Source organism: Sporosarcina sp. AD_1, from assembly GCF_057373025.1.
Map to the genome: position 1 here is coordinate 1 of NZ_JBPVIR010000006.1, position 17,472 is coordinate 17,472.

The window sequence follows — 17,472 nt, forward strand, 5'->3', positions numbered from 1 at the left end:
TATCGTTCAAGAGTCTGGTGATGAGGGCGAAGAGGTCACACCCGTTCCCATCCCGAACACGGAAGTTAAGTTCTTCAGCGCCGATGGTAGTAGGGGGCTTCCCCCTGTGAGAGTAGGACGTCGCCGGGCTCAACCGCTTTACGGTTTTTGAAATGGTTAGAATTGATTAACTTTCATTTACTAGCAGTTCCTGAACTAGTTTCAAGAGACGTAAAGTCATACATAAAAGGTCCCGTGGTGTAGCGGTTAACATGCCTGCCTGTCACGCAGGAGATCGCCGGTTCGATCCCGGTCGGGACCGCCATTTACCTATAAACGTACCCGATTCCGCGGAGTTATCCCGGAATCGGTTTTTTGTATTGTTATCTTTGCTCCATTATACTTCATGCGGAAATTGGCTTTTCTTGCTTTCTTGCCTCTTTCGTCTGTACACTATATGTAACGTTCCCAGAAAGGAATTTGAATATGCTGAAGGAAATTGTAGTTCATGGCCCGCAGGAGACAGTTCGTCTGGCTGCCGCTTTGGCTTCTCATCTGACCCCTCCTGATGTGGTCACCTTAGAAGGTGATCTGGGAGCAGGAAAAACGACATTTACTCAAGCGCTTGCAAAAGCACTCGGTGTGACACGTACCGTGAATAGCCCTACTTTCACGATTATTAAGCAATATGAAGGCCGATATCCCTTTAATCATTTGGATGTTTACCGATTGGCTGACAGTGACGAGGATTTGGGATGGGATGAACTTTTCTATGGAGATGCCATTTCGGTAGTCGAGTGGGCGCACTTGATTGAAAACGATTTGCCAAAGGAGCGTCTGGCCATTACGATTCGTCATTTGGGCGGCGACTCGAGACAATTCGTCATCCAACCGTTCGGTACTCATTTTGAAGAGATTTGTGAGGCGATAGCGATATGATTTGGTTAGGGATCGATACAGCGAATACCCCGCTTTCTGTGGCTCTTGTGAGAGACGGAGCCCTCTTGGCGGAATATACATCTTCCATGGCACTGAACCATTCGCTGCGTGCCATGAAAGCGATTGAAGAACTATTTGAAAAGACAGATATGACGCCCCAAGCCATCGATGCCATAGCCGTTTCTGAGGGTCCTGGCTCTTATACAGGTGTCCGTATCGGCGTGACCATCGCGAAGACTTTGGCTTGGACACTGGGCAAACCGCTTGTCGGCATATCCAGTCTGCGTGTGATGGCCGGTAATGCCCTCTACTATGGAGAGCTGATTTGTCCATTGGTCGATGCGCGCAGACGGCATGTTTACTCTGCTTTGTACGAGTCGGATGGAACTGGACTGCAACAAGTTAAAGAAGATGGCCATTATGCCATTGAAACCTTGCTGGAATCCATTAAGACGATAGGTCGGCCCGTTCTTTTTGTCGGCACAGATGTCAAGTTGTATAAAGAGGAGATTGAAACGGCACTTGGTGAGCTAGCTTCTTTTGCCCCCCAGCCATTTCAATTGCCACGTGCCTCTCTTTTGATCCATTTGGCAGAGCAGGAAGAACAGGAAGCTGATCTGCATGCCTTTGTGCCGGAGTATCGCCGAGTTGCTGAAGCGGAGGCCAATTGGCTGGCGCAGCAAAAGAAGGGGACGCAGCCGTGATCAATACAGTAGCTTATCGAAAAATGACACGTGAGGATATTCCGTCTGTCGTGGAAATCGAAAAAGAATCCTTTTCCACGCCTTGGACAGAGGAAGTCTTTGAGCATGAAATGACGGGCAATGCCTATGCACATTATATTGTTGCCGAAGAAGAGGATCAGGTCATCGGGCATTGCGGCATGTGGATTGTGTTGGATGAATGCCATATTACCAATGTAGCGGTCCGCAAGCAGTACCGGGGTCGGGGAATTGGAGAAGGACTCATGCGAAAGGCAATTGCATTATGCAAGGCAAATGAAGTCAGGCTGATGACGTTGGAAGTGCGGGTCAGCAATGAAACTGCTCAAAACTTGTATCGGAAGCTCGGCTTTCAAGACGGGGGCATCCGAAAAAATTACTATACCGACGACCATGAAGATGCGCTCGTCATGTGGGTGGAATTCGAATGAACAAAGACCTTTATATATTGGGAATAGAAACAAGTTGTGACGAGACGGCGGCTTCGATTGTGAAAAATGGCCATGAAATCGTGTCCAACGTAGTCGCTTCGCAAATCCAGAGCCAGAAACGATTTGGCGGCGTCGTACCTGAAATTGCGTCGCGCCATCACGTCGAGCAAATTACACTTGTCCTGGAGGAAGCGCTACGGGAAGCTGGATTAACACCTGCAGACTTAGATGCTGTGGCAGTCACAGAAGGGCCCGGCCTGGTCGGTGCTCTATTGATTGGCATCAATGCTGCCAAAGCGTTCGCCTTTGCAAATGGACTGCCGATTATCGGTGTCCACCATATTGCGGGGCATGTGTATGCGAACCAATTAATGCAGCCGATGGAATTCCCGCTTCTCGCGCTCATCGTATCAGGTGGGCATACTGAGCTGGTTGTCATGAAGGAACATGGCCATTTTGAGCTGATCGGGGAAACCCGGGACGATGCAGCCGGTGAAGCATATGATAAAGTCGCACGTGTGCTTGGCTTGCCGTACCCAGGTGGGCCGCATATCGATCGTCTGGCTCTTGAGAGCGACAGTGCGGTTGAATTCCCACGTGCGTGGCTGGAGCCGGATTCCTATGATTTTAGTTTCAGCGGCCTCAAATCGGCTGTCATTAATTATCGGCATAACCTCGAGCAGCGTGGCGAGACAATTGATCCACACCATGTTGCTGCAGGGTTCCAGGAGAGTGTCGTGGAGGTGCTGACGGCAAAGACGCTGAAAGCCGCACGTCAATATAAGGTAAAGCAAGTGATTGCGGCGGGTGGAGTGGCAGCCAATAAAGGTTTGCGCTCGTCTTTGGAAGCTACGTTTGAAAAGGAAGGCATTCCATTTTACGTTCCGCCGATTTCATTATGCACGGATAACGCAGCAATGATTGCTGCGGCAGGATCTTCCATGTTTGAAGCGGGCATTCGCGGGAATATGGAAATGAACGGACGTCCGGGCATGCCATTAACATCATGGAATTCGTAAAAATAAGCACGGAAATTGTCCGAATGTGGCGATTTCCGTGTTTTTTTGTTAGGACGGTTTTTTAAGTTGTCAAGAGGGAACGTTCGTACTTATGCACACTTTGTGGACAACTTGTTCATAACTTTGAAAATAGCAAAAGATCAAGCACACAGTTTTGGATAACTTTGTGGGTAATAAAACATTTTTCTGTGGATAACGTGGATAACTATGTTCATATCCTATAAAATCAATATTTCTCATGTGGAAAAGATTGTGGAAAATGAAAACGTCGTTTCGACAGGATAATCGAAACGACGCTCTTTTTAGGAATATAGCGCTTCAAGTTCTTCTTGCCATACAAGCCATTGCTCTGCCAGCAGATCATGTTCTTCCTGAAGCTGGTCAATTCTTGCTTGCAAGTCCATCAGCTTTACGTGATCGTCTGCAAATTCCGGAATGAGCAATTCTTCTTGTAGATGAGCCATTTCCTCATCTAATGAGGCCATCTTTTTCTCCGCTTCCTCAATGTTTCGTGTCAGCTTGCGCTCTTGGCGCTTTAATTCCTTATCTGACTCGCTACGCCCGCTATTCGTTTGTCCCGTAAGTGGAGTCGCAGAAGTTGATTGCCCTTCTGCGAGCAGTTCGGCCTGCTCCGCTTTCTTTTCGAGGAAGTAATCGTAATCGCCGAGATACTCTGTCGCCCCAGATTCATTCACATCAATCACTTTAGTCGCAAGTCGATTAATGAAATACCGGTCATGAGACACGAAAATGATCGTTCCTGGAAAATCGTCTAATGCGTTTTCAAGCACTTCCTTGCTATCCAAGTCCAGATGGTTCGTCGGCTCATCCAATACGAGTGTATTCGATTTTTCGAGCATGAGCTTGGCCAGGGATAACCTTGCCTTTTCGCCTCCGGATAACGAAGAAACCGGTTTATCCACATCCTCACCCGAGAATAGGAAACGTCCGAGCAAAGAGCGGACATCTTTTTCATTCAAAAGCGGCCATTCGTCCCAAATTTCCTGTAGAACGGTCCCATTACCAATGATCGTCGCCTGGTTTTGGTCATAATAACCGAATTGGACATTCGTGCCGTAACGAATTTCGCCGTCTAAAGCCGGCTGTTTCTTAACAATCGTCTTCAGAAGGGTGGATTTCCCGATGCCATTCGGTCCGATAATAGCAATCCGATCTTCTTTATAGACGTGCAGATTGATATGGCGCGACACGGGGTGATCGCCATAGCCGATCGACACGTCCTGCAAAGCAAGCACATCGTTGCCGCTCTGCCGGTCAATATCAAAAGAAAAGGCAGCGGACTTTTCATTGCCCTCTGGCGCATCCATCCACTCCGTACGCTCCAACTGCTTTCGCCGGCTTTTCGCCATTTTGGACGTAGAAGCCCGGGCGATATTGCGCTGAATAAAATCCTCAAGCTTAGCCCGTTCGGTCGCTTCCCGTTCAAACAGCTTACGGTCCCGTTCATAGTTCTTCGCTTTTTCATCCAAATAGGCACTGTAGTTCCCGGCGTACTTCGTCACTTTTCTTCTTGAGACTTCGTAGACGACGGTAACGATCTGGTCAAGGAAATACCGGTCATGGGACACGATTAGTATGGCGCCCTCATACGAAACCAAATACTTTTCCAACCATCCGAGCGTCTCGATGTCAAGATGGTTTGTCGGCTCATCGAGGATCAGCAGGTCAGGCTTGCTCAAAAGCATTTTCGCAAGAGCCAGTCTTGTCTTCTGACCTCCGGAAAGCAAATGGACGCTCTTCTCATAATCCTCCGGATAAAAACGCATCCCATGGAGTACAGAGCGGCAATCGGATTCATATTGGTAGCCGCCTGAATCCTTAAATTCGATTTGCAGAGCATCGTATTCCTTCATGACCCGCTCATATTCCAAGCTATTTTCGTAAACAGCGGGATCCGCCATTTGCATCTCCAGTTCACGCAGCCGGCCTTCCAATTTCCGCAACGGTTCATAAACGGTCATCATTTCGTCCCAGACCGTCCGTTCTGAATCAATTCCAGCATGCTGTTCCAAGTAGCCGATCCGCACGCCTTTCGGAATGATAATATCACCCGAATCCGCACTCATTTCACCGGCAATGATCTTTAAAAGAGTCGACTTGCCGGCTCCATTGCGGCCTACGAGCGCCACTCTGTCCCGATGCTGGACTTCCAGACGGACGTTGTTCAATATATCGGTTCCAGAAAAGGACTTGGTCAGCCCGTTTACTTGTAAAATGATCATTGAAAACACCTCTATTCCATATAAGTGTAATGGAATGGGAGGAAGGGCGCAATGGTCGGCTTTACAACAGAAGCCAACTACTGTACGATAGAATCGGCTTCCGTTTATTTGAATGGAAGACTAGCATCAAGGGTATCGATTGCCTCCAAGGAGACGATTGGATATTCAGGAGGTTGAAAATGGCTGGCGAAATTCCGAAAATTCCACAGGCGACATCCAAGCGGTTGCCGCTCTATTATAGATTCCTGCAAAACTTTGCGAACGCCGGCAAGAAACGTGTTTCTTCCAGTGAATTAAGCGAAGCGATGAAAATCGATGCCGCCACGATCCGCCGGGATTTTTCGCATTTCGGTGCGTTGGGACGGAAAGGCTATGGCTATGACGTAAACTACCTCGTGAACTTCTTCCGCCGTACGCTCGACCAGGACGAGGAAACGGATGTTGCCTTGATCGGTGTCGGAAGTCTAGGGAATGCATTTTTAAAATATAACTTTCAGAAGAACCATAATACACGGATTGTCGTCGCCTTCGACCCGAAAGCGCCGAAAGACGGGAAAACGCTAAATGGCATCCCTGTTTTCCCGCCAAGCCGGCTCGAAGAGAAGATACAGGAGCTTGGCATCAATCTCGTCATCCTCACCGTGCCTTCCAGGGCGGCGCAGGAAGTGACCGATCGACTTGCGGCTATTGGCATGAAAGGAATTCTGAATTTTACGCCAGTCCGGCTGGCTGTACCTGAGTGGATGCGCGTCCATACAATCGATTTGTCTGTCGAGCTGCAGACACTCATTTATTTCATTAAAAATGACGTAAAAGATTCACAATTGGAATGATGCGTTCCGTGGTATTGGTGACGATTTTCGTGTAAAATAGACATATTACGAAGGAGGTGCCCGAAATGGCCCCAGGTATAGGAAGTTTACTTTTAATCGCAGTTGTGGCATTGCTTATTTTCGGACCGAAGAAATTGCCTGAAATCGGGAAGGCATTCGGTGCTTCATTACGTGAATTCAAGAATGCGACTAAAGGTCTCACATCCGATGATGACGACACGGTGAAGAAAGTGGAAGACAAGAAAAACGACGTGCAATAAGTAAGGATGTCTGTCCGATGAAAGAAAAAAACTTAACTGTCATTGAACATATAGATGAAATTCGAAAACGGCTGATGGTAATCGTCGTTTTCTTTGTTATTGCAGTGATCGGCAGTTTTATCATGGCCAAGCCGGTCATTAAATTTCTCCAAGCGCAGGCACCTGAACAGACGTTCAACGCATTTAATGTCGCCGACCCGATCATCGTTTATTTGAAGGTCGTCGTATTTTTGGCAGTTGTGATCATTTCCCCGATCATCATGTACCAGTTCTGGTCTTTCGTTTCGCCAGGATTGCATGAGACGGAACGAAAAGTGACACTGAGTTACATTCCCTTCACTTTTCTACTGTTCCTTGCCGGCGTCTCTTTTTCGTACTTCATTCTCGTTCCGTATGTGATGAAGTTCATGATTAATCTGTCGGGAGACTTGGGAATCGCTTCAACGTTTGGTATTAATCAATACTTCACGTTCCTTTTCCAAATTATCATCCCGTTCGGCATTGTATTCCAATTGCCGATTGTCATGCTGTTTTTATCGCGGCTCGGCATATTAAATCCGAAGTACTTAGTGAAAATCCGCAAAGTCGCCTACTTTGTCCTGTTCGTCCTTGCAGCTTTCATTACACCGCCTGATATTGTTTCGCATTTATTTACATCTGTTCCGTTGTTCATTTTGTATGAATTCAGTGTCATCATCTCCCGCTTTGGTTATAAAAAGTACTTGAAGGCGGAGAAACAGCGGCAACTGGATGAAGTAAAGGCAGAACAACAGCGGCAAATCGATGAAGTGATGGGCAACTTGGAGAAATAGAAAAATCCCGCAACCCTGTTTTTACGCAGGCAGCGGGATTTTTTTAGTGTTCGAATAAAATCAGCTCGGGGCGCAAGAAGTCTCCTACATGTAAGTTAATGAAGGAATAGTAAGGGACTCTGCGCTTGTCTGTCGGCGAACCGGGGTTCAGCAACAACGTGCGTTTTGCATAGCGGATGAGCGGAATATGCGAATGCCCAAAAACAATGGCATCCAAGGTTTCATCTTCAAAAGCATCGATGGCCCGCTTTTCCGTAGTTCCTTTATCACCATGGCCATGGACCATACCGATCTTAAACTTCCCAGCATGGATGATTTGCTTGTCCGGAAACATAGATTGAATGGCAGGGCTATCGACATTACCGTGCACGCCAATCACTTCCGCTAAGGATTGCAGCTGATCAAGGATGGCGAGATTCCCCCAGTCCCCTGCATGAAGAATGAGGTCAGCTGATGTACACTCCTCCAGAAGACGGGGAGGGAGCGCTTTGGCGTGAGTATCGGAAAGGATTATGATTTTCAAGGGTCCACCGCCTTTCATATGGGTAATTGTAACAAATGGGGCATAGGAATGAAACGGGGGATGATGTAAGATATAGGAAAAGAGAAGGAGGGATCTCATTGCCGTTTTTGTCAATTTGGTCACAGCCGACGAAGACAATTCATTATTTGCTGGAAAAGCGATCTGTGAAACTGACGCTTCTTATATGGTTTCTTGCCGCGGTCGCGAATGCGCCGACCGTTGTACCGAATCTGCTTCAATTATTTGAACTACAAGCAGGTACCGCACTTATCATTTCCTTATTCCTTTCGTTCATCAGCATGCTCATCGGGTGGTTCATTAATGCGGGTGTCTATTATGGGATTGGCCGGATGCTCGGGGGGAGCGGCCGTTATGATGAACTGCTATGGCTCGTACCTGTGGCGACATTGCCGCACATTTGGGTGGCACCAGTCAATTATATCGTATTTGCCATCACCGGCGGACAACAGCCGAATTTCATGTTAGACGGATCATGGACGCCTTATTTACCTTTCATAATCGGCAACTTGATTACTATAGGAGTTGGAATATTTAGCATCGTTGTCACAAGCATGGGACTTGGCATTGTCCACCGTTTCTCGGCATGGCGCGGTTTTGGTGTGATTGCGATTTTCATGGTGATTTTATTTGTGTTCATCTTTGCTCTGGTATTTTTCTTAATGTTCTTCGTGTTTACACCATATTAATGAATCGATAAAACCGGCTCGCATTCTACATATGTGAGTCGGTTTTTTGTCACGTTTGTGATGGATCAATCGCTATGGAAGAGATGAATGCTGATCCGCAGAAGTGTAATGTCTGTGAAAGGAAGCCTACAGCTTTATAATGGATAATTGTAACAAATGGAGTATGGGAACTAAACGGGAGATGATGTAAGATATAGGAAATGGTAGGGGGGATTGTATTGCCTTTATTGTGGATTTGGACAAAGCCGACAAAAACAATTCATTATTTACTTGAAAAAAGGTCCATTAAATTAGCATTGCTTATTTGGTTGCTGATGGCGATTAGCAATGCGCCGACTACTGCGTTAAATGTACAGCAAATGTTTGAGGTGCAACCAGGCAACGCGCTTTTAATTATGAACTTCATTTCATTCTTATTTTTCCTCATTGGTTGGCCCATTTGTGCTGGCTTATTTTACGTAGTTGGCCGCATGCTAAAGGGAAGCGGCAGCTATAAGGATGTATTGTGGGTTCTTCCTGTAGCTTCAATACCACATATATGGTTGGCGCCTGTCAATAATATAATGTACCTGATTAAGAATACACTAGGGTCGGATGTTGCGGTAGGTGGATTGTGGACGATTATGATTACCTCACTTATAGTAGGGGCAATCACGACGGGGGTATGGGTTTACAGTATATTCATAGCAAGCAAGGGACTTGAAATTGTTCATCGGTTCTCAGTGTGGCGAGGATTTAGCGTCACCATGATCATAGCTGGACTGCTGTTCATTATCTTCCTGATCTTGTCTCTATTCGCAGCATTTTTTATATTGTCCCCTATGTAACGAAAACCGGCTCGCAACAAGGACAGTGCGAGCCGGTTATTATTAGTATGGCAGGAGATGAATGAAGGCGTTCTTCATGTCCTGTAGTTTTTCGAGTTTATCCATATTAAATTGCAAGATTGTCACAAAGCCATTCATGAGCAAGTGCGCAAGCATCGAAGTCCAAATCCGTCCTGTATGGGAATAAAGGAAGGCAAAGATGAGACCAGGTGCCAGGTAAATGAGTAAATGTTGCGGCTCTCCGTGAACAAGGGAGAAGATGACTCCACTCAAAATCCCGGCAATCCAGAAGTTTGTTTTCAGATAGATTCCGCCGAACACCACTCTTCGGAAAACAATTTCCTCCAGTAGTGGAGCGAAAACTACGATGGAGAGGATGATAATAGGTGAAGCCTTCGCGATTTCTCCCAGCAGGGCTGTATTGTCCGAACCCGGAGCCACGCCAAACGCTGTTTCGATGATGGCGGCAATCATTTGTCCCGCCATGGCCATGAAAAACCCGAGAAAGCCCCAAAGAATCACTCCACCGATGGATGCCTTCTTTTTAGTTCCTTTGCTAATATCCCAGAACTTTTTATTAAGCGTCGTAAGCCACAGAATAATAGGAGCGGCAATCAAATTTGAAATGAACAATCCCCAGGCAACGCCTTGGAAAGAAGCCTGTTTCTCTGTCATTCCGCCTTCGTGGAAGTAGGTGATAAGCCATTTGCTGAGCGGAATACTGCCGAACTGCATGAGAATATATGTAAGAAGTATAAGCAAGTAAATCTTCCAGTTTTTCATTCATCTCGTCCTTTCTACTCCGTCCATTTTAACTTTTTCGTAGTTGAATGGCAAAGAGAAAAGAATACGAGTATTTTACTTGCAAATCTTGGGCAACTTTATTATGATAATAAATGTATTAGCACTCATGCTTACTGAGTGCTAAAAAGAAGATATTATGTCGAGGAGGTTGTTTCACTTGTTGAAACCATTAGGTGACCGTATCGTAATCGAACTAATCGAAGCGGAAGAAAAAACACAAAGCGGTATCGTACTACCAGATTCCGCAAAAGAGAAACCGCAAGAAGGAAAAGTTGTTGCAGTCGGTACTGGACGCGTTCTTGAAAACGGCCAGCGCGTTGACCTGGAAGTGAAAGAGGGCGACCGGATCATCTTCTCCAAGTATGCTGGAACTGAAGTAAAATATGAAGGCAATGAATATTTGATCCTGCGTGAAAGCGACATTTTAGCTATCATCTAATCAATCATCGATGAATGGCACATAGACAAATGTACGAGTAAAATCAGGAGGGAATTCATAAAATGGCTAAACAATTGAAATTCAATGAAGACGCACGCAGCGCAATGCTTCGTGGTGTAGATATACTAGCGGACGCTGTTAAAGTGACGCTTGGACCAAAAGGACGCAACGTCGTTCTTGAGAAGAAATTCGGTTCTCCGCTCATCACAAACGACGGTGTGACAATTGCAAAGGAAATCGAACTTGAAGATCCGTTTGAAAACATGGGTGCGAAGCTCGTAGCAGAAGTCGCTTCCAAAACAAACGAAATCGCAGGTGACGGTACGACAACTGCAACGGTTCTTGCGCAAGCCATGATTCGTGAAGGTTTGAAAAACGTAACAGCTGGCGCAAACCCTGTCGGTATCCGTAAAGGAATCGAAAAAGCGGTTGCGACTGCGATCGAAGAATTACAAGGCATTTCCGATGAAATTGAAAGCAAGCAAGAAATCGCGCAAGTAGCGGCTATTTCTTCAGGCGACGAAGAAGTCGGTGAATTGATCGCTGAAGCGATGGAGCGCGTTGGCAACGACGGCGTCATCACAATCGAAGAATCCAAAGGCTTCACTACAGAGCTTGACGTAGTAGAAGGTATGCAATTCGACCGTGGTTATGCATCTGCATACATGGCGACAAACACAGACAAAATGGAAGCGGTTCTTGACAACCCATTCATTTTGATCACAGATAAAAAGATTACAAACATCCAGGAAATCCTTCCTGTTCTTGAACAAGTTGTTCAACAAGGCAAGCCATTGCTTCTCATCGCAGAAGACGTGGAAGGTGAAGCACTTGCGACTCTAGTCGTGAACAAACTTCGTGGTACGTTCAATGCGGTAGCTGTTAAAGCACCTGGCTTCGGTGACCGCCGTAAAGCAATGCTTGAAGATATTGCAATCTTGACTGGCGGCCAAGTGATCACAGAAGATCTAGGTCTTGACCTAAAATCTGCTGACATCAGCCAGCTTGGACGCGCTGCTAAAGTGGTTGTCACAAAAGACAACACAACAATCGTAGAAGGAGCTGGCGAAACAGATGCAATCACAGCTCGCGTCGGCCAAATCCGTGCACAACTCGAAGAAACTACTTCTGAGTTTGATAAAGAAAAACTTCAAGAACGTCTTGCGAAACTAGCAGGCGGCGTAGCAGTCATCAAAGTCGGTGCTGCAACAGAAACAGAATTGAAAGAGCGCAAACTTCGCATCGAAGACGCACTCAACTCCACACGTGCAGCAGTTGAAGAAGGTATCGTATCCGGTGGTGGTACAGCCCTCGTCAACGTTTACAACAAAGTGGAAACATTGCTGGAATCTGTAGAAGGCGACGTCGCAACTGGCGTGAAAATCGTCCTTCGCGCACTTGAAGAACCAGTTCGTCAAATCGCGACAAACGCTGGCCTTGAAGGCTCCATCGTTGTCGATCGCCTCAAGCGCGAAGAAGTCGGCATCGGCTTCAACGCAGCAGACGGCGAGTGGGTCAACATGATGCAAGCAGGTATCGTAGACCCAACTAAAGTTACACGTTCCGCACTTCAAAACGCAGCATCTGTGGCGGCTATGTTCCTGACAACAGAAGCAGTCGTTGCCGATATCCCAGAACCACCAGCAGCAGGCATGCCTGACATGGGTGGAATGGGCGGCATGATGTAATAAGGGATATTCTAACCCCTTTTATGCCAACTCAAGAGGTCTCTCATTAATTCACTGAATTAATGAGGGGCCTCTTTTTCGTTTCATTAATATTTCTTCCCCAAGACCGAAACAAGAAGATCCATTAATGGAGAGTGTCAGGCTCTACTATTAGAACCTGAGTAAACTATAACTTTATTACTTATATAATAGTATTTGCGTCACAGTCTAGAGATAGGCGTGTTAGTCCGTATGGGTTATTTTCGGATTTTTTCAACTATATTCATAATCTTCTTGTAAAAAATGGAGTATTATTACTGGTAATATAATTGAAGACTGGAGGGGAAGAAAATGTTCACCTATAGTGAATTATTGTATAATAAAAAGAATTATAGCGTGTCTCTTTCTAACCGCTCGATGAGGCGGAGCCAATGAAAATATTGAGTGTCAGTCCATTTCAAGAGGGGCTTCAACGGAACATAACAATGATAGACAGGCTAAGCACGGAAATGGAAACGATTGACCGTGCCGTGCTCGATCTCGTTGAAATGGAGGAACAGCTGAAAGGAATGGGAGGCAGTGCGATTCGTTCCTTTTACCGGGAATGTCATTTACCCTTTCTTTTTTTCTTTCGGGTGTTTTCAAATCGGTTTAAACAAGTGCTTCTTCAGATGGAAGCTGCACTTCATTCTCTTGAACCTGATCCATCCGGGTACATAGATGAACAATTCCTTGAGGGTGAGCTAGAACAGGGTCTTACGCTAATTGGCCGTCTCACGGCTAGTTTGACGGATGAGGCAAACAGTATTATGGACAAAGTAAGTGATATTGTCGGCCTGCCCCCTTTAGATGATAGTGAAGTACAGGAGGGGGTCATTCACTCCAAACGGAAACGTGATGATACCATCGCCCAACTTTATGAATTTGATGCAGCGCAGACTTTCGCACTGAATGCCATTGAACATGACTTGCTGGCAATGGATAATTGGCTTGCGACTATCGAGGGACTTTTCCAATCAGGAGTGCAAGATATAAACTTCCAGTCGAGCCAATGGAATGTATTAACGTTCGGAAGTGAAATCAGGACGGAACTATTCCCAAAAGTGTTCTTAGACCCTTGGGGGAACGAGCATGAGAAGCTGCTCGGCACGATGCTTACTGCCGCTACTTTTAAAACTCTGGAAGGGAAGAAAGTAAACACGATCGATCAGAATGTGGACGAAAATGTGAAATACCATGTCTATAATAACGGTTTGATTATTAAAGAGTATATGGTAGGCTCAAGCGTTTTCTATGAGGTTGTTCCCCATGTAGAGTATAAGGAAGAAGAGATCATTACAGCTACCGTAGCCGAAGAAAACAACTGGGTGGATGATCTTCAGTTTGGCTTAGATCTGGTAGGGCTTATCCCCGTAATTGGTGAACCAGCGGATCTATTAAATGCAATTATCTATGCCGGAAGAGGGGATACAGTAAATGCAGCCCTTTCTCTCGGGTCAATGCTTCCTGTTGTAGGAACGGTAAGCACAGGTACAAGGATGGGCAAAAGAATAAATAATCTATATGAAGTTAGAAATGTGGTAAGCACAGATAAGATGAAGTCCATCTATACGCCAATCTACCAAGATGTCATCAACAGTCCGCTAAGTAAATCTCAGAATCACCTTGATTTATTGTCTAATAATTATTACCAATTAGGAAAGCTAGATAACGTTGCATTCAATATGGGTAAACCCCCACATCAATTTAATCCATTAACTTCAAAAAGTTATCAATTCAGCACGCCGAATAACTTTACATTCAATAAGCCGTTAGTAAAAACGGATATTTCTGCACCTAGTAAAAGTGGAGTTAGTGATGTTAAGGTTGATACGAAGAATGTAGGTGTTGGGGAGAAGGGGACAGATAAGCCTAAAAAAGAAAAGCCAAAACAACTTCATCACTATGCAACAAATAAAAGTAAAACGTATACTCACCAGCTAGAAAATGTGACTAAAAAGTATGGTCTGGAATTAGACGAAGCTTGGAATAAAGAACTATTGCCTCATCAAGGTAGACATCCGAACGCTTATCATGAATATGTGTTAGATAATATAAATGAATATGATGCTATAGCTCGAGGGGATAAAGAGATTTTTTTAGAGCTATTTGAAGGGCTGAAGAAAGAAGTCAGGGAGAATCCAGATATGCTGTACAAAGAGTATTGGCTAAAGAATAAATAGGTAGGGGATACAGATGAAATATTATAAACTAAGTATAGAAGTTTCAGATGATAATGACATAGTGTGTCATTATAGAGATGATTTCGGCATTCAACAATATGAATTTAAAATTGGACAGACTTTTGATAGATGGGACGGAAGTTTTAAGTTTTATTATGACAAAAGTGAGGGAGACCGCGCTACAGACTATCTTGCGAATGATATGGGATGGTTTGTAGTTTCTAGAAGAATGAAGAATTTGATGGAAACATTAAATACAAAAATTGAGTATTTTCCAGTTGAAGTTATTGAGTTGAACAGTGGAGAAAGTTTAGAAGGATATTTTATTGCTAATATACTTAAAGTCGTTGATGCGCTTTGCTTAAAAGAATCTGATTACCATGAAATGCAGACTAAAAGTGTCGGGACGATATATAATGTACGAAAGTATGCAGTTTATGAAAGTAAAGTTGACAATAGTGATATTTTCAAATTAGGTAATAGACAGGAAATTCCTGTTTTTGTTTCAGATATTTTTAAAAAAGAAGTTGAGAATAATAAATTTACAGGCATGGAATTTCATGAAATTAAAGTTATTTAATTTATGGCGGATTGTGTGAAAGTATTTTAGATGTTTTAAGACCTTGCTCAACTGAACTATACCTTGATGGACTCGACGTCTCTCAAGGTTTTTTATTTTATATTGAGCCATCTTGCTTTGAAAGTGGAGCTATTGCGAAAATATTAGAATTAGATGACCATATTTTAAAGGATGTTCCTTACTATCCATATGATATGGTTCGTTACCAAGAAGATTAAATTAAAAAATGAGTTTATTATGCAACTGATTGGCTGGTGTGAAGACGGTATTGTACCGGTCTCATGCCAGCCAATTTATATAAAGAAAACAACCTAATTTCATTCTGAGTTGAGCTAATTCTAGTATATGATAGGCTCAAGCATTTTCTATGAGGTTGTGCCCGCTGTAGAGTATAAGGAAGAAGAGATTGTTACCGCTACTGTAGCCGAAGAAAACAACTGGGTGGATGATCTTTAGTTTGGCTTAGATCTGGTAGGGCTTATCCCTGTAATTGGTGAACCAGCGGATCTATTAAATGCAATTATCTATTCCGGAAGAGGGGATAAAGTAAATGCGGCCCTTTCTGTTGGGGGGATGCTTCCTGTTGCAGGATGGTTCAGCATAGGCGGGAAATGGGTCTATAAATCAACAACCAAAGTAAAACAAGTTAAAAATGTGGTCAGCACAGATGCGATGAAGTCCATCTATACGCCAATCTATCAAGATGTCATCAACAGTCCGCTAAGTAAATCTCAGAATCATCTTGATTTATTGTCTAATAATTATTACCAATTAGGAAAGCTAGATAACGTTACATTCAATATGGGCACACCCCCACATCGATTTAATCCATTAACTTCAAATGGTTACCAATTCAGCACGCCGAATAACTTTACATTCAACAAGCCGTTAGTAAAAACGGATATTTCTGCACCTAGTAAAAGTGGAGTTAGTGATGTTAAGGTTGATACGAAGAATGTGGAGGTTGCAACTAAGGGTGTGGGTGAAGAAACTTATCAACATCTTAAGGACTATAGTGATAAAAAATATATTACTCGGAGTGTAGAGTATAATGCAGGTAAAGATGGCACAGGATTTACTTACAAAGTATATCAAAGAGAAGATATTTATTGGGATATGGTCCGAACAAAAGGTGCTAAAAAAGGCCGCGGGTTAACGAATGCTGAAGCAGCTGCGAAATATGGTCTTGCTCCTATTCTCGATGATGCAGGAAGTGTTGCAACTTTGCATCATTCACAACAAAAAGGTGTGGGACCATTATATGAAGCTTCTACGAGGTACCATAATATCAGTAATGCTAAAAAGGCTCAGTTGCATCCCTAAAAAGGAAAATTAAACCCATTTTATCCAATGGATGAGACAACTAGAAGTGCATTTCAAAAAGTAGATTCTATTAATTATTGGAAAATACGAGGAGAAGAAGCTTTAGGAGGAAAATAATATGAGCATTTTGCCGCAGAGATTAGATGAAATTTTAGGCGAAGAAATATATAAACGGGAAGATAGCAATCTAGTACAGGATGCTTTAATAAGGCTAGGTGTAAGCGTATCAGATACTTTCCAAGAATTTTATCTCCAGTATGCCGGACCTTTTTGGGAAGAACATGTACCCTTTGAATTACTAGATATAGCAGATGAAGAAAATAATATTGAATCATATACTATTATCTCTAGAAAAGAACATGGTTTTCCTAAGCAATATCTTGTTTTAAGTGAAATGTCAGCAAATGCCGTATTAGTACTGGATACTGAAACAGATAAAGTTTATATAGTTGATTTTGAGGGTGGAGATGAATTGCTTTTAAAAGGAGATTTAAAAGAAACATGGTCTTCTTTTTTTGATTTCTTGGAGGCTTATTTTAATTGTTAATTATTATTCAATAAAAGATAGTTCATAGATACTTAAAACCTTGATTGGTAATATGCCATTGAACTACACCACTAAAAGTTAGAGTTTTTATTACGCAGCTGATTGGCTGGTAAGAAGACGGTATTGTATCGGTCTCCTGCCAGCCATTTTTTTGATCAAACATTTCATACCGAAGAGGGTTATTGTTTAGAGACATATAGTAGGCTCATGCGTTTTCTATGAGGTTGTGCCCCATGTAGAGTATAAGGAAGAAGAGATCATTACAGCTACCGTAGCCGAAGAAAACAACTGGGTGGATGATCTTCAGTTTGGCTTAGATCTGGTAGGGCTTATCCCCGTAATTGGTGAACCAGCGGATCTATTAAATGCAATTATCTATGCCGGAAGAGGGGATACAGTAAATGCAGCCCTTTCTCTCGGGTCAATGCTTCCTGTTGTAGGAACGGTAAGCACAGGTACAAGGATGGGCAAAAGAATAAATAATCTATATGAAGTTAGAAATGTGGTAAGCACAGATAAGATGAAGTCCATCTATACGCAATCTACCAAGATGTCATCAATAGCCCGCTAAGCAAATCTCAGAATCACCTTGATT

General features: G+C 43.9%; 20 protein-coding genes, 1 tRNA gene, 1 rRNA gene and 1 pseudogene. 20 read left to right on the forward strand and 3 right to left on the reverse strand.

All coding sequences use genetic code 11. From position 1 onward, the window contains the following. The first annotated feature begins 13 nt into the window (after positions 1-13). The 6 genes from rrf to tsaD all read left to right on the forward strand — a co-directional run bounded on the left by rrf (position 14) and on the right by tsaD (position 3,090). Positions 14-129: ribosomal RNA gene (gene rrf, locus ACSW3C_RS12275) — 5S ribosomal RNA — on the forward strand. A gap of 99 nt (positions 130-228) precedes the next feature. Then, positions 229-304, forward strand: a tRNA-Asp gene (locus ACSW3C_RS12280). Between the two features lie 161 nt (positions 305-465). Further along, positions 466-918, forward strand: a complete 453-nt coding sequence (gene tsaE, locus ACSW3C_RS12285; protein WP_486562897.1) for a tRNA (adenosine(37)-N6)-threonylcarbamoyltransferase complex ATPase subunit type 1 TsaE — start codon at positions 466-468, stop codon at positions 916-918. Then, on the forward strand, positions 915-1,622 hold the full coding sequence (gene tsaB, locus ACSW3C_RS12290) for a tRNA (adenosine(37)-N6)-threonylcarbamoyltransferase complex dimerization subunit type 1 TsaB (protein WP_486562898.1): 708 nt from the start codon (positions 915-917) through the stop codon (positions 1,620-1,622). The genes tsaE and tsaB overlap by 4 nt, the downstream gene beginning before the upstream one ends. Continuing rightward, on the forward strand, positions 1,619-2,071 hold the full coding sequence (gene rimI / locus ACSW3C_RS12295) for a ribosomal protein S18-alanine N-acetyltransferase (protein WP_486562899.1): 453 nt from the start codon (positions 1,619-1,621) through the stop codon (positions 2,069-2,071). Before tsaB ends, rimI begins: the two co-directional genes overlap by 4 nt. Beyond that, a complete protein-coding gene (gene tsaD, locus ACSW3C_RS12300; RefSeq protein WP_238080748.1) occupies positions 2,068-3,090 on the forward strand; it encodes a tRNA (adenosine(37)-N6)-threonylcarbamoyltransferase complex transferase subunit TsaD in 1,023 nt (340 codons plus the stop codon). Before rimI ends, tsaD begins: the two co-directional genes overlap by 4 nt. Before the next feature lie 302 nt (positions 3,091-3,392). Here the strand turns inward: tsaD and ACSW3C_RS12305 are convergent, their stop codons facing one another. Next, on the reverse strand, positions 3,393-5,333 hold the full coding sequence (locus ACSW3C_RS12305) for an ABC-F family ATP-binding cassette domain-containing protein (protein ID WP_486562900.1): 1,941 nt from the start codon (positions 5,331-5,333) through the stop codon (positions 3,393-3,395). Positions 5,334-5,384: 51 nt separating this feature from the next. Here ACSW3C_RS12305 and ACSW3C_RS12310 point away from each other — a divergent pair, with 51 nt between their 5' ends. From ACSW3C_RS12310 to tatC, 4 genes are all read left to right on the forward strand, one after another. Beyond that, positions 5,385-5,510, forward strand: a complete 126-nt coding sequence (locus tag ACSW3C_RS12310) for a hypothetical protein (RefSeq protein ID WP_269135946.1) — start codon at positions 5,385-5,387, stop codon at positions 5,508-5,510. 2 nt (positions 5,511-5,512) lie between these two features. Beyond that, positions 5,513-6,166, forward strand: coding sequence for a redox-sensing transcriptional repressor Rex (locus ACSW3C_RS12315; RefSeq protein ID WP_486562901.1), 654 nt, complete (start codon positions 5,513-5,515; stop codon positions 6,164-6,166). A 65-nt stretch (positions 6,167-6,231) separates the two neighbouring features. Continuing rightward, positions 6,232-6,426 (forward strand): twin-arginine translocase TatA/TatE family subunit, encoded by a 195-nt coding sequence (gene tatA, locus ACSW3C_RS12320; protein WP_238080751.1) that lies wholly within the window; start codon positions 6,232-6,234, stop codon positions 6,424-6,426. Between the two features lie 17 nt (positions 6,427-6,443). Continuing rightward, positions 6,444-7,238 carry a twin-arginine translocase subunit TatC gene (gene tatC / locus ACSW3C_RS12325; protein ID WP_486562902.1) on the forward strand — a complete coding sequence of 265 codons (795 nt, stop codon included), beginning with the start codon at positions 6,444-6,446 and terminating at the stop codon, positions 7,236-7,238. A 43-nt stretch (positions 7,239-7,281) separates the two neighbouring features. Here tatC and ACSW3C_RS12330 read toward each other — a convergent pair whose 3' ends face one another. Then, entirely contained in the window at positions 7,282-7,761 is a 480-nt protein-coding gene (locus ACSW3C_RS12330; protein ID WP_486562903.1) for a metallophosphoesterase family protein, read from the reverse strand. A gap of 98 nt (positions 7,762-7,859) precedes the next feature. On the opposite strand from ACSW3C_RS12330, the gene ACSW3C_RS12335 reads away from it, so the two are divergent. Both ACSW3C_RS12335 and ACSW3C_RS12340 read left to right on the forward strand, forming a co-directional pair. Beyond that, positions 7,860-8,468, forward strand: a complete 609-nt coding sequence (locus ACSW3C_RS12335) for a Yip1 family protein (RefSeq protein ID WP_486562904.1) — start codon at positions 7,860-7,862, stop codon at positions 8,466-8,468. A 218-nt stretch (positions 8,469-8,686) separates the two neighbouring features. After that, positions 8,687-9,295 carry a YIP1 family protein gene (locus tag ACSW3C_RS12340; protein WP_486562905.1) on the forward strand — a complete coding sequence of 203 codons (609 nt, stop codon included), beginning with the start codon at positions 8,687-8,689 and terminating at the stop codon, positions 9,293-9,295. A 42-nt stretch (positions 9,296-9,337) separates the two neighbouring features. Here the strand turns inward: ACSW3C_RS12340 and ACSW3C_RS12345 are convergent, their stop codons facing one another. After that, the gene (locus ACSW3C_RS12345; protein WP_486562906.1) at positions 9,338-10,078 is read right to left on the reverse strand and encodes a CPBP family intramembrane glutamic endopeptidase; all 741 of its coding nucleotides are present in this window, start codon (positions 10,076-10,078) and stop codon (positions 9,338-9,340) included. 178 nt (positions 10,079-10,256) lie between these two features. Between ACSW3C_RS12345 and groES the strand changes: the two genes are divergently transcribed. The 8 genes and pseudogenes from groES (at position 10,257) to ACSW3C_RS12385 (ending at position 17,448) form a co-directional block, all read left to right on the forward strand. After that, positions 10,257-10,538: a co-chaperone GroES gene (gene groES / locus ACSW3C_RS12350; RefSeq protein WP_207958873.1), complete on the forward strand. Its 282-nt coding sequence runs from the start codon at positions 10,257-10,259 to the stop codon at positions 10,536-10,538. A 62-nt stretch (positions 10,539-10,600) separates the two neighbouring features. After that, entirely contained in the window at positions 10,601-12,226 is a 1,626-nt protein-coding gene (gene groL, locus ACSW3C_RS12355; protein WP_486562907.1) for a chaperonin GroEL, read from the forward strand. A gap of 410 nt (positions 12,227-12,636) precedes the next feature. Further along, the gene (locus ACSW3C_RS12360; protein WP_486562908.1) at positions 12,637-14,427 is read left to right on the forward strand and encodes a T7SS effector LXG polymorphic toxin; all 1,791 of its coding nucleotides are present in this window, start codon (positions 12,637-12,639) and stop codon (positions 14,425-14,427) included. Between the two features lie 13 nt (positions 14,428-14,440). Beyond that, the gene (locus ACSW3C_RS12365; protein ID WP_486562909.1) at positions 14,441-15,007 is read left to right on the forward strand and encodes an imm11 family protein; all 567 of its coding nucleotides are present in this window, start codon (positions 14,441-14,443) and stop codon (positions 15,005-15,007) included. A 116-nt stretch (positions 15,008-15,123) separates the two neighbouring features. Continuing rightward, a pseudogene (locus tag ACSW3C_RS12370) lies at positions 15,124-15,225 on the forward strand (PoNe immunity protein domain-containing protein); the annotation flags it as partial. A gap of 355 nt (positions 15,226-15,580) precedes the next feature. Then, complete coding sequence (locus ACSW3C_RS12375) at positions 15,581-16,330, forward strand: hypothetical protein (RefSeq protein ID WP_486562910.1); 750 nt, start codon at positions 15,581-15,583, stop codon at positions 16,328-16,330. 118 nt (positions 16,331-16,448) lie between these two features. Next, positions 16,449-16,877 carry an SMI1/KNR4 family protein gene (locus ACSW3C_RS12380; RefSeq protein WP_486562911.1) on the forward strand — a complete coding sequence of 143 codons (429 nt, stop codon included), beginning with the start codon at positions 16,449-16,451 and terminating at the stop codon, positions 16,875-16,877. Between the two features lie 226 nt (positions 16,878-17,103). After that, complete coding sequence (locus ACSW3C_RS12385) at positions 17,104-17,448, forward strand: hypothetical protein (RefSeq protein ID WP_486562912.1); 345 nt, start codon at positions 17,104-17,106, stop codon at positions 17,446-17,448. The last annotated feature ends 24 nt before the right edge of the window (positions 17,449-17,472 follow it).